Origin of the sequence: Mesorhizobium sp. WSM4906 (assembly GCF_029674625.1) — a bacterium.
Taxonomy (GTDB): domain Bacteria; phylum Pseudomonadota; class Alphaproteobacteria; order Rhizobiales; family Rhizobiaceae; genus Mesorhizobium.
This window is the reverse complement of record NZ_CP121355.1, coordinates 4,746,906-4,760,131: the sequence shown is the minus strand read 5'-3', so window position 1 is coordinate 4,760,131 and position 13,226 is coordinate 4,746,906. Positions and strand designations below refer to the sequence as shown.

The 13,226-nt window shown below is 65.8% G+C and carries 4 protein-coding genes; 3 read left to right on the top strand and 1 reads right to left on the bottom strand.

The window, feature by feature from the left end; translation table 11 throughout:
• The first annotated feature begins 82 nt into the window (after window positions 1–82).
• The 3 genes from QAZ22_RS22905 (at window position 83) to QAZ22_RS22895 (ending at window position 11,891) form a co-directional block, all read left to right on the top strand.
• Window positions 83–8,659 (top strand): glucoamylase family protein, encoded by an 8,577-nt coding sequence (locus QAZ22_RS22905; protein WP_278202976.1) that lies wholly within the window; start codon window positions 83–85, stop codon window positions 8,657–8,659.
• 375 nt (window positions 8,660–9,034) lie between these two features.
• Entirely contained in the window at window positions 9,035–10,804 is a 1,770-nt protein-coding gene (locus tag QAZ22_RS22900) for a glucan ABC transporter ATP-binding protein/ permease (protein WP_278202975.1), read from the top strand.
• A gap of 307 nt (window positions 10,805–11,111) precedes the next feature.
• A complete protein-coding gene (locus QAZ22_RS22895; protein WP_278202973.1) occupies window positions 11,112–11,891 on the top strand; it encodes a heme ABC transporter permease in 780 nt (259 codons plus the stop codon).
• Between the two features lie 194 nt (window positions 11,892–12,085).
• Here QAZ22_RS22895 and QAZ22_RS22890 read toward each other — a convergent pair whose 3' ends face one another.
• On the bottom strand, window positions 12,086–13,144 hold the full coding sequence (locus QAZ22_RS22890) for a D-TA family PLP-dependent enzyme (RefSeq protein WP_278202972.1): 1,059 nt from the start codon (window positions 13,142–13,144) through the stop codon (window positions 12,086–12,088).
• Window positions 13,145–13,226 lie beyond the last annotated feature (82 nt).

The following is a 13,226-nucleotide window of genomic DNA, read 5'->3' as shown; positions in this document are numbered from 1 at the left end:
TGCAACCAATTGCATTTGAACCGGTTTTAGGGCCATTGCCGTGGCGGTGACGCCGCATCGCGCCCGCCTTACGGAATAATCAATGAACATTCAGACGAACCCCACCAAGATCGAACAGACAAGCACCGGCCTCCCGACCGTCACGGAAGCGCCGATACGCTCCAATTTCCTGCCTGAAGACCGGCTGCGCGTGCTTGGTGCCGCGCTGGCCAAGGGCGAGGTCAGGGACCTGTTCGGGCTCTCGCCGTTCGAATTCCAGGCCCGCATCCGCGACAGCGCCAGGAGGATTCTCGAAGTCTACCGCTCGACCAATGCCGCCCAGGCCAAGGGCGAGACGATCACGCCGGCGGCGCAATGGCTGCTCGACAACAATTATCTGGTCGAGGAGACCATCTTTCAGGTCAAGCGCGACCTGCCGCGCCGTTTCTACCGCCAGTTGCCGACGCTCAAGCTTGCCGACGGCACCGCGTTGCCGCGCGCCTTCGCCGTCGCCTGGAGCTATGTCGAGCATTCCGACAGCGCCGTCTCGGCGACCATGTTCAAGGCGATCGTCGAGGGCTTCCAGTCGGTCGAGCCGCTGAAGATCGGCGAGCTCTGGGCGCTGCCGTCGCTGCTGCGCTTCGTGCTGATCGAAAACCTGCGCCGTATCGCGGTGCGGGTCGAGCGCACACGTAAGATGCGCCATATAGCCAACGAGGTCGCCGATCGCGTGCTCGCGACCGACGACAATGCCGATCGGACCAGGATCCTGTCGACCTACGCCGCGCATGCGCAGGACACGACTTTCGCCACCCAGCTCCTCTATCGCCTGCGCGACGGCTCGCAGAACGCCGGCCGCGCGCTGGAATGGCTCGAGGGCGAACTGGAGAAGACGGGCTCAGACGCCGAGGAGATCATCATCTCCGAGCATCAGACGCTCTCCAGCGGCAACGTCACCACCGGCAACATCATCCGCGGCCTGCGCCTCATCAACGACGTCGACTGGACGGTCTGGTTCGAAGGCGTCAGCCGTATCGACACGCTGCTGCGCGAACGCACCGATTTCGCCGCGCTCGATTTCTTCTCGCGCGACCAGTACCGCACCGCGATCGAGCAGCTTGCGCGCCGCTCCGACCTCTCCGAATACCGCGTCGCCGAAAAGGCGATCGAGCTTGCGGGCCACACCCCTGGGGTCACCGATGCGTCCGGCGTGCCGGAGACTGCCGATCCCGCTGTGCATACCGATGTCGGCTTTTTCCTGGTCGGGCCGCGTCGGCAAGAGCTGGAAGAGGCAATCGGCTACCGGGCTCCGTTCTATGTGACGTTCAAGCGGGCCTTCGCGGCCACCGGCTGGCTCGGCATTGTCGTGCCGGTTTTCCTTTTGACAGCGCTGCTGCTCCTCCTTTCGGGCAAGGCGCTTGCCAATCTCGGCCTCTCCGTGCCGTCGATCACGCTGATGCTGGCGCTGTTTGCCGTGCCCGCCAGCGAAGGCGCGCTGGCCTTCTTCAACACCGTCGTCTCGCTGTTCCTGAAGCCGACAAGGCTTGTCGGCTATGACTTCAAGCACGGCATCCCTGCCGAGGCGCGCACCCTGGTCGTGGTGCCCTCGCTGATCGGCTCGCGCGACGACGTCGAGGAAAACATCCGCAACATCGAGGTGCATCACCTCGCCAACACGGCGGAAGAAATCCATTTCGCGCTCTTGTCCGACTGGCCGGATTCCAAGACCGAGATCGACGCAGCCGACATCGAGATCCTGCAATATGCCCGCGACGAGATCGCCAGGCTGAACGCCCGCTACCCGTCCGAAGGCGCGCCGCGCTTCTACCTCCTGCACCGCCGCCGCCTCTACAATCAGGCGCAAGGCTGCTGGATGGGCTGGGAGCGCAAGCGCGGCAAGCTGCACGAGCTCAACCTGCTGCTGCGCGGCGACAGCGACACCACCTTCCTGCCGCTCGACGTGCCGCTGCCGGAAAAGGTCACCTATGTGATGACGCTCGACGCCGACACGCGTACCACGCGCGACGCGGTCTCGACGCTGGTCGGCAAGCTCGCGCATCCGCTGAACCGTCCGCATTTCGACCCGGCCAAGCGCGTCGTCACCGCCGGCTACACCATCCTGCAGCCGCGCATCACCGCCTCGCTCACCAGCGGCGACGACGCCTCCTTCTTCCAGCGCGTCTTCTCGGCCAATCGCGGCCTCGACCCATACGTTTTCGCCGTCTCCGACGTCTACCAGGACGTCTTCGGCGACGGCTCCTTCACCGGCAAGGGCCTCTACCATATCGATGCCTTCGAGACGGCGCTGAAGAACCGCATCGAGGAAAACACCATCCTCAGCCACGATCTGCTCGAAGGCGCCTTGGCGCGCGCCGCGCTCGTCACCGACGTCGAGCTGGTCGAGGACTATCCGACCCGCTACTCCGTCGACGCTTCGCGCCACCACCGCTGGGCGCGCGGCGACTGGCAATTGCTCGGCTTCATGTTCGACCCGCGCTCCGGCGTGCCCGCGCTGTCGCGCTGGAAGATGGTCGATAACCTCCGCCGCTCGCTCACCCCGATCTTCTGGGTGATGGCCTGCGTCGCCGGCTGGACGCTGCTGCCTTTCACCCAGGCCGCGCAGTGGCAGGCGCTGTTGATCCTCAGCCTGTTCATGGCCCCTACCTTCGACATCGTGAACGGCATCCTGCCGAAGAGCGGCGACCAGACGCCGCGCGGCCACTTCTCGGCGCTAGCGCGCGACACCGTCTTCGGCACGGCGCTGGTGGCGCTGAAGGTGCTGCTGATGGCGCATCTTGCCTGGATGATGGGCGACGCCATCATCCGCACGCTCTACCGGCTCTTCGTCAGCCGCCAGAACCTCCTGGAGTGGCGCACCGCCTCGCAGGCGCATAAGAGCGGCGGCAGCGATCTGGGTGCCTATTACAGCATGATGTACGGCGCCGTGATCATCGGCGTCATCGGCCTTGCCATTCCGGTGCTCGCCGATTCCACCGGCGCGTTCGTCGCCTTCTTTTTCGCCATTTTCTGGATCGGCTCGCCGGCGGTTGCCTGCTGGATCAGCCGCTCCGCCGAGACCGAGGACCGGCTGCGCATTTCGGCGTCCGACATCCATGCGCTGCGCACCGTGGCGCGCCGCACCTGGCACTATTTCGAGACCTTCGTGACGGCGGAGCATCATCATCTGCCGCCCGACAATTTCCAGGAAAGCCCAGCGCCGGTGGTGGCGCCGCGCACCTCGCCGACCAATATCGGCGTTTATCTGCTCTCGGTGGTGTCGGCGCGCGACTTCGGCTGGATCAGTCTGGCGGATGCCATCACCCGCATCGACGCCACGATGACGACCATCGAGAACATGCCGCGCGATCGCGGGCATCTCTACAACTGGTACGACACGACGACGCTGAAGCCGCTTTATCCGCTCTATATCTCGGCGGTCGACAGCGGCAATCTTGCCGGCCATCTGGTCGCGGTGGCCGCGGCGTGCGCCGAATGGGCCGAGGCGCCGTCCGTCCACCTGCAGGGCGATTTCGAGGGCATCCTCGACACCGTCACCATCCTCGACGAGAGCCTGGAGGAACTGCCCGACGACCGCCGGCAGCTGAGGCCACTGCGCCAGCGTCTCGCCGATCGGCTAGACGGCATGCGCCGCGCGGTGATGACCATCAAGGCGCAGCCCGAGATGGCCTCGATCCGCACAATCAACCTCGCCGTGCTCGCCGGCGAGATCCGTAAGCTCGCCACTGCGATCCACACCGAGGCGGCGTCGCCGAAGAGCGACGTCATCGCCGACTGGGCGGCTCGGCTGGAGGCGACCTGCGAGGCGCATGTGCACGATTCGCACAATGACGAAAGCGCGGTCTCGGCGCTGCGCACCAAGCTGCTCGCGCTGCGCGGACGCTGCCGCCGCTACGCCTTCGAGATGGATTTCTCCTTCCTGATGCGGCAGGAGCGCAAGCTTCTGTCGATCGGCTACCGCGTCGAGGAGCACCAGCTCGACGAGAGCTGCTACGACCTGCTCGCTTCCGAGGCGCGGCTGACCAGCCTGTTCGCCATCGCCAAGGGCGACCTGCCGACGGAGCACTGGTTCCGGCTCGGCCGGCCGATCGTCGAGATCGGCTTCAAGGGCGCGCTGATGTCCTGGTCGGGCTCGATGTTCGAATATTTGATGCCGCCGCTGGTGATGAAGGAGCCGCACGGCTCCATCCTCAACCAGACCAGCAAGCTCATCATCAAGCGCCAGATGCAGTATGCGCGCTCGAAGAACGTGCCCTGGGGCATCTCGGAAGCGGCCTACAATGCCCGCGACCGCGAGCTCACCTACCAGTACACCAATTTCGGCGTGCCAGGGCTCGGCCTGAAGCGCGGCCTCGGCCAGAACACCGTGATCGCTCCTTACGCCACCATCCTGGCGGCGCAGTTCAACCCGCGCGAGGCGGTGCAGAACCTGATGCGGCTGCGCGCGATCGGCGCCATGGGCCGCCACGGCTACTACGACGCGGTCGATTTCACGCCACAGCGCGTGCCGGAAGGCACCGATCACGCCGTCGTCCAGAACTACATGGCGCACCATTCCGGCATGTCGATCGCTGCCGTGGCGGATGCCATCTTCGAGGGCCGGCTGCGCGAGCGCTTCCACAGCGATCCGGTGATCGAATCGGCCGAGCTGCTCCTGCAGGAGAAGGCGCCGCGCGACATCCCGACCGCCACCGTCAGGACCGAGGCCGACGAGCGCGCCAAGGACGAAACCGAGACCGAGAGCCCGGACACCCGCATCATCCTCGATCCGATCAAGGCGCTGCGCGCGACCAGCGTCATGTCCAATGGCCGCTACTCGGTCATGGTCACCGCCACCGGTTCCGGCTACAGCCGCTTCGGCGAGCTTGCCGTCACCCGCTGGCAGCCGGATCCGAGCGAGGATCGCCTCGGCTCCTACATCTTCCTGCGCGACACCGCGACCGGCGACTGGTGGTCGGCCACCGCCGAGCCGAAGCGGGCTGAGAACGAGCGCGTCCAGACGCTGTTTGCCGACGACAAGGCGAGCTTCACCAAGTCGGTTGGGTCTCTGCGCTCAGAAGTCGAATGCATCGTCATTTCCGAAGGCAACGGCGAAGGCCGCCGCATCACGCTCTACAATGACGGTCCAACCGACCGGCACATCGAGGTGACGTCCTTCGCCGAACTGGTGCTGGGCAACGAAGCCTCGGACAACGCCCATCCGGCGTTCTCGAAGATGTTCGTCGAGACCGAGATCGCGCCAAACAACGGCGCGATCTTCGCCACTAGGCGCAAGCGCGAGAAGAGCGAGCCCGACCTCACCATGGTGCATTTCGTCACCGATCCGTCGGGTCCGTCGCGCGATGCCGAGGCCGAAACCGACCGGCGCGCCTTCATCGGCCGCGGCCGTACCATCGCCAACGCCGTCGCTTTCGATCCCGGCGTCAGACTCGGCGGCGGCCAGGGTTTCACGCTCGATCCGGTCGCGGCGCTGCGCCGCCAGGTGCGCGTGCCGGCGAACAAGAAGATCTCGCTGACCTTCTGGACCGTCGTCGGCGCCAATCGCGGCGAGCTCGACGAGGCGATCGGCCGCCTCGACCATCAGGAGAGCTTCGCTCGCCAGGCGATGCTCGCCTGGACGCGCAGCCAGGTGCAGACGCGCCATCTCGGCCTCAGCCTGACAGATGCGGCCAACGTGCAGAAGCTGGCGCGTTACCTCATCTATCCCGATCCGTTCCTGCGCCTGCCCGCGGAATCGATCGCCTCGGGCCTTGGCCGCCAGTCGAGCCTCTGGCCGACCAGCATCTCGGGCGACTTCCCGATTTTCCTCGTGCGCATCGGCGACGTCGCCGACCTCGAGATCGTCGCCCAGGCGCTGCGCTTCCAGGAATATATGCGCGCCCGCGGCATGATGATCGACTTCGTCGTCGTCAACGAGCAGGCGTCTTCCTATGTGCAGGACCTGCAGCGCGCGGTGGAGACGCTGTGCGAGAACAGCCGCCTGCGCGGACGCGAGCTAGGGCCTCGCCAGCACATCTTCGCGGTGCGCCGCGATCTGATGGACGAGCCGACCTACAAGACCCTGCTGTCGGTCGCGCGCGTCGCGCTCCACACCCGCAACGGCACCATCTTCGACCAGCTCGAGCGGGCCGAGACGGCGGCATTGCAGGCTCGCGACGCCTTGCTGCAGGCGGAAGGCGCTCCGGCCCGCCAGCTGTCGCCGCCTTTGCCTGAGCCGGCGCCGGCAAGCCAGGGCGCCGATATCGCCGCCGACGGCACCGGCCTCAGCCTCTGGAACGGCTTCGGCGGCTTCGACGGCGACGGCCGCCACTATGTGACGCGGCTGACTGGGCGCCGCACGACGCCGCAGCCCTGGATCAACGTCATCTCCAACGCTTCCTTCGGCTTCCATGTTTCGGCCGAAGGCGCGGGCTTCACCTGGAGCCGCAACAGCCGCGACTATCAGCTGACGCCGTGGTCGAACGATCCGGTGTCGAACCGGCCGGGCGAGGGCTTCTATATCCACGATCAGTTGAGCGGCAAGGCGTTCTCGCCGATGGCCGCGGTGGTGCGCGACCCTTCGATGATCTACGAGACCTGGCACGGCCAGGGCTTCTCCACCTTCCGCTCGAAGCGCGGGCCGCTGTCGATGGACCTGACGCAGGTGGTCGACCCGGTGGATCCGGTGAAGATCACCCGGCTGCGCATCCAGAACACCGGTTCGGCACCAGCAAGGCTGCGCGTCTATGCCTTTGCCGAGTGGGTGCTCGGCGGCCATCGCTCGCGCACAGCGGCGACCATCGTGCCGACGCGGGACGCGGCGACCGGCGCCATGCTGGCCCAGAACCCCTATGGGCTCGACTTCGGCGAGCGGGTGGCCTTCCTTGCCGCGACGGCGCCGGTCCATTCGGTGACCGCCGACCGCGCAGAGTTCATCGGCAGGCACGGCACGACCGAATATCCGCAGGCCGTGCTTGGCGGGGTCGGCTTGTCCGGCCGGGTCGAGGCGGGCGACGATCCGTGCGCGGTGATCGCCAGCGACATCGACATCCCGGCCAGCGGCGACGTGACGCTATTCTGGCTGCTCGGCGATGCGGCGACCGCCGCCGAGGCGAGCGCCTTGGTCCAAACCCATCGCGGCAAGGATTTCGACCAGCGTCTGGCCGACAACGAACGCGTCTGGCGCGGCTTCCTCGACACTATTCAGGTCGAGACGCCGGACAAGGCGCTCAACGCCATGGTCAACCACTGGCTGCCCTACCAGAGCCTGGCCTGCCGCATCCGCGCGCGCTCGGCCTTCTACCAGGCGAGCGGAGCCTTCGGCTTCCGCGACCAGCTGCAGGACACGCTGGCCTTGCTGGCGCACGATCCGAAGCTGGCGCGCGACCAGATCCTCAATGCCGCTCGCCGGCAGTTTCCGGAAGGCGACGTGCAGCACTGGTGGCTGCCGCGCACCGATGCCGGCGTGCGCACCATGATCTCCGACGACGTGGTTTGGCTGGCGCACGCCACCGCCCGCTACGTGGAGGTGACGGGCGATTCTGCGATCCTCAAGGAGCAGATCCCCTTCATCGACGGGCAGGAGCTCGGCGAGGGCGAGCACGACGCCTTCTTCACGCCCGAGATCACCAAGACCACCGCCTCGCTCTACGACCACTGCGCAAGGGCGCTCGATCTCGCCATCAAGCGCAGCAGCCCGGCCGGCCTGCCGCTGATCCTCGGCGGTGACTGGAACGACGGCATGAACCGTGTCGGCGAGGGCGGCAAGGGCGAGAGCGTGTGGCTGGGCTGGTTCCTCTTGAAGACGCTGGGCGACTTCGCCCCCGTCGCCAAGGGGCAGGGTGACGGCAAGCGCGCCCAGGCCTGGACGAAGCACGCGGACCTCCTGAAGCGGGCGCTGGAAAGCACGGCCTGGGACGGCCAGTGGTATCGGCGCGGCAGCTTCGACGACGGCACGCCGCTCGGCTCTCACAACTCGGACGAGTGCAAGATCGACTCCATCGCCCAGTCCTGGAGCGTGCTTTCGGGCGAGGGGGATCCGGCGCGATCGACCACGGCCATGGAACAGGCGACGAAGATGCTCGTCGATGACGAGCTCAAGATCGTCAAGCTGTTCACGCCGCCCTTCTCGAACAGCCACAACGATCCCGGCTACATCAAGAGCTATCCGCCGGGCGTGCGCGAGAATGGCGGCCAATACACGCACGCCGCGACCTGGTTCGTCATCGCGCTGGCCGAGATGGGGCGCACCGACGAGGCCTATCGCTGCTTCTCGATGCTGAACCCGGTCAACCATGCATCGGACGAAGCGGCGGCCGAGCACTACCGCGTCGAGCCCTACGTGGTGGCGGCCGATATCTACGCCGGCGAAGGAAAAGGCGGCCGCGGCGGCTGGACCTGGTACACGGGCTCGGCCGGCTGGCTTTATCGCGCCGCGGTGGAGGGCATCCTTGGCATCGAGCGGCGCGGCAAGCAGATCACGTTTAGGCCGAAGCTGCCTGGACACTGGGATGGCTACGCCGCCACGCTCAAGATGTTCGATGGCGAAATCAAGGTTCGCGTCACCCGCGACAAAAAGACCAAGTCGATCTCGCTCGAAGTCAATGGTTCGAAGACGAAATCGGGATCTTTCGAGCCGAAGGCCGGCGAGAAGACCGAGGTCGTCGTCAAGATACCTGCGTAAAATCAACGGCTTGGCTGACAGGCCGCGCATCCTATGGGATGCGCGGCCAAGCTCGGCGTTTTACTTGGCGATGATCCTGCACCGCGTGTCCCGGGCTCCTTTAGAACCGGCTAAGCAAGCGCCTTGTGATTAAAAATGTGGCAGTGCGGGGCACGTGCCATTATTTTGCCGCAAGGCTCACATTTCACCTTTTATCTCAAACCGTTAGGTGATCACGCCAGATTTCGCACCGTCGTCATCTTTTGTTCGCTAAATGGGAACGGAAGCGATAGACGGGCATTGTTTTGCGACGCGTTAACCGGTACGTGTCAAAAAATGGTGCAGTGCACAAAACCGGGATTGAGCACGACTAAAGAGTTTGGCGGAGTAGCTGAAGTGACACTTCTGCAGATCTACTTGAGAGCGCTGGGTTATCTGGCAGCCGACAAGAAGCGCGTCGCGGTCATCTGCGGCGCCAACATCGCTCTTGCCATGATCGCCATCGTCGAGCCGATCCTGTTCGGCCGGGTGATCGACGCCATCTCGAGCCACGGCTCGGTGTTCTCCACGCTTGCCGTCTGGGCCGCGCTTGGCGCCTTCAACATCGTCGCCTTCGTGCTCGTGGCGCGCGGCGCCGACCGTTTTGCCCATGCCCGCCGTTCGGAAGTGCTCTGCGAGTCCTTCGAGCGCGTCATCACCATGCCGCTCGCCTGGCACCACCAGCGCGGCACCTCCAATTCGCTACACACGCTGCTGCGCGCCGTCGAGACGCTGTTCAGCCTTTGGCTCGAATTCATGCGTCAGCATCTGTCGACGGCCGTCGCGCTGGCATTGCTGATCCCGACCGCGCTTTCCATGGACATCCGCATGTCGATGGTGCTGCTCGGCCTCGGCGCGCTTTATCTCGGCATCGGCCGGCTCGTCATGCGCCGCACCAAGGCGGGGCAGGCGGCCGTCGAGCGCCACTATCACACCGTGTTCGCCCATGTGACCGACTCCGTCAGCAACGTCGCCGTGCTGCAGAGCTACAACCGCATCGGCCACGAGACCGCGACGCTGAAGCGCTACGTCAAAAATCTGCTCGACGCGCAGAACCCCGTGCTCGACTGGTGGGCGGTCGCCAATGCGCTGCATCGGCTGTCCTCGACCATCTCGATGATGATCGTGCTCCTGATCGGCGCCTATCTGGTCACCCACGGCCAGCTGCGCGTCGGCGACGTGATCGCTTTCACCGGCTTCGCCACGCTTTTGATCGCCCGCCTCGACCAGATGTCGGCCTTCGCCAACCAGATATCGGAGGCGCGCGCCAAGCTCGAGGACTTCTATCGCCTCGAGGACTCAGCCGCCGACGCCGCCGAGCCCGATGGCCTGCGCGAGCTTACCAACGTCACCGGCCATGTGCGCTTCGAGAACGTCAGCTTCGAGTTCGCCAACTCGGGCCACGGCATCGAGGACGTGTCCTTCGAGGTTCCGGCCGGCAAGACGGTCGCCATCGTCGGCCCGACCGGCGCCGGCAAGACGACGCTCATCAACCTTCTGCAGCGCGTCTTCACGCCGGCCAGCGGCCGCATCCTGATCGACGGCATCGACACCCGCACGGTGACCCGCAAGTCGCTGCGCCACTCGATCGCCACCGTCTTCCAGGACGCCGGCCTGCTCAACCGCTCGATCGAGGACAACATCCGTGTCGGCCGCGCCGATGCGAGCAATGACGAGGTCCACGCCGCAGCCAATGCCGCCGCCGCGCAGGACTTCATCTTGTCGAAGAGCGGCGGCTACGACACCGTCGTCGGCGAGCGCGGCGGCCAGCTGTCGGGCGGCGAGCGCCAGCGCATCGCCATTGCCCGCGCGGTGCTGAAGGATGCGCCGATCCTGGTGCTCGACGAGGCGACCAGCGCGCTCGACGTCGAGACTGAGGACCGCGTCAAGGAAGCGATCGACGAGCTGCGCCGCGACCGCACCACCTTCATCATCGCCCACCGCCTCACCACCGTGCGCGACGCCGATCTGGTCGTCTTCATGGACAAGGGCAAGGTGGTCGAATACGGCGGCTTCACCGAGCTGTCGCTGCGCAACGGCCGCTTTGCAGCCCTGCTGCGCGCCGGCGGCCTGCTCAACGACGAGGAAGTCCGTCGCCTCAGCCGTCCGGTGACCGAAGCGGCGTAAGTTCTTCCCTTCTCCCCTTGTGGGGTGAGAAGCGGTCCGCGCTAGCGGACGAAAAGCCAATTGCTTGGCTTTTCGAGCTTCGAACGCCCTGAGCCTGCGAAGGGCCGGGCGGTGGCCGCGAAGCGGCCGGATGAGGGGTGCTCCAGCTTGGCGGCGCCCCTTTTTCAGACGGGACCGCGTCGGATCGCCGATGCCTCATTCCTTCCAATATCCGTCTCGGCGCTGCGCGCCGATCCAGGGAAGGGTGCTCCCGCCTGCGACAACCGTCCAATTGCCCCAAACTTCACGCCGGTCTATTTAGGTCGGCATGAGCGACACCACTTCACGCCTCGCCGGCTGGATCGACCTCGCCAACCCGACGCGCTTCGTCGGGCTGGCCGACAAGGTCATTCCGTGGCTGGCGGCGATTGCCGCCATCCTGCTCGGCGTCGGCCTCTATATGAGCTTCACCGCGCCGGAAGATTTCCAGCAGGGGATCACCGTGCGCATCATGTATATCCACGTGCCTTTCGCCTGGCTCGCCATGATGTGCTACACGATCATGGCGATCTCGGCGCTCGGCACGCTTGTCTGGCGCCATCCGCTGGCCGACGTGGCGCTGAAATCGGCGGCTCCGATCGGCGCCGTCTTCACGGCGCTGGCGCTGATCACCGGCTCGATCTGGGGCAAGCCGATGTGGGGCACCTGGTGGGTATGGGACGCGCGGCTGACCTCGGTCTTCGTGCTTTTTCTGATGTATCTCGGCATCATCGCGCTGACCCGCGCGCTGGATGACGCCGGCCGCGCCGCCTGGGCCGCCGCCATCATCACGCTGGTCGGCTTCATCAACATCCCGATCATCAAATTCTCGGTCGACTGGTGGAACACGCTGCACCAGCCGGCCTCCGTCTTCCGCCTCGGCGGCCCGACCATCGATCCTTCGATGCTGCGGCCTTTAGCCGTCATGGCGCTCGGCTTCACCGTGCTGTTCTTCGCGTTGCACCTGATGGCGATCCGCACGGAGATTTTCAGGCGGCGCGTGAGTGCGATGCGCAGGGTTGCGGCAAGGCAGGCGGAACGGGCTCCCCCTTCTCCCCTTGTGGGGTGAGAAGCGGTCCGCGTAGCGGACGAAAAGCCAATTGCTTGGCTTTTCGAGCTTCGAACGCCCTGAGCCAGCGAAGGGCCGGATGAGGGGTGTTCCAGGGAACGCCAGCGTCTCACTCCGCTGGAGCACCCCTCATCCGTCTCGGCGCTGCGCGCCGATCCACCTTCTCCCACAAGGGGAGAAGGTAAGGGCGCTCCTCACCCCATCTTCCCCCGCGCCGTCACCGGCAGCGTTTCCAGCACCTTGTCGCCGTCGATCAGGTGCACCTGGTCGAACAGGTTCGTCACCACGCAGCAATGATCGGGCACGACGCGCACGCGCTCGCCGATGCGCAAGGCCGCGCCGTCCGAAAGCGTGACATTGCCATGCTCCTCGCTCAAGCTCGTAACGCGGGCGCCGGGCACGCCGAGCAGTTCGCCGAAATCGGGCAGCCCCAGTGTGTCGGAGGACAGCGCCTTGCTGCCGCTGTCGAGGATAGCGCGGGTCGGCGTCGGGTGGCTGACCACGCTGGCGAGCACCGTCAGCGCGCAATCGTCGAGCGTGCCGACGCCTTTGGCGACCTGGTAGCGGTCGAGATAGATGTAGGTGCCGGGCCTGTATTCGGTGACGACGCTGTCCTCGCCCGAGCGCCACATGTCCGGCGTGCCGCCGCTGGAGATGCGCCGGCACTCAAGCCCGTCCACTGCAAGTGCGTTGCGAGCCTTCCTCAACCATTCCTCCGCTTCGGCGGCGCGACCGGCGGCCGGGTAGGTCATCAGCCCGCCGAAGGTGAGCCCCTTGGCCCCGTCGATCACTTTCGCCAGCGCCAGCGCTTCGGCCGGGCTCTGCACGCCGCAGCGGCCCATGCCGGTGTCGCACTCGACCAGCACCGTCAGCGGATGGCCGGTATCGGTGAAGGTGGCGGCGAGCCCCTCCAGCGTCTCATGGCTGTCCGCCGTCACCGACAGCGTGACGCGGCCATGCAATGCCCTCAGCCGCTCCAGCTTGGCGCGGCCGAGGATGTTGTAGGGGACGAAAATATCGGTGAGCCCGGCATCGGCCATCACTTCGGCCTCGCCGATCTTCTGGCAGGTGATGCCGACGGCGCCTGCCGCGACCTGCTTCTTCGCCCAGTAAGGCAATTTGTGCGTCTTGATATGCGGCCGGAGCTTCAGCCCGTGGCGGTCGGCATGCGCCTGCGCCTTTATGATGTTGGCTTCGGCGCGGGCCGCGTCGATCAGGATCGCCGGCGTGTCGAGGTCGTCTATGCTTGGCATGAAAATCACCGTTCAAAAGCATGTCTCCCGAAAGTGGAGCGGTTTCGGGACAAAGACATGCGCAATCAAAAGACCGGTTGGG

Bases quoted from the DNA above. Each gene is read 5' to 3' on its own strand.
- QAZ22_RS22905 (WP_278202976.1), top strand. From the start codon at position 83: ATGAACATTCAGACGAACCCCACCAAGATCGAACAGACAAGCACCGGC.
- QAZ22_RS22895 (WP_278202973.1), top strand. From the start codon at position 11,112: ATGAGCGACACCACTTCACGCCTCGCCGGCTGGATCGACCTCGCCAAC.
- QAZ22_RS22890 (WP_278202972.1), bottom strand. From the start codon at position 13,144: ATGCCAAGCATAGACGACCTCGACACGCCGGCGATCCTGATCGACGCG.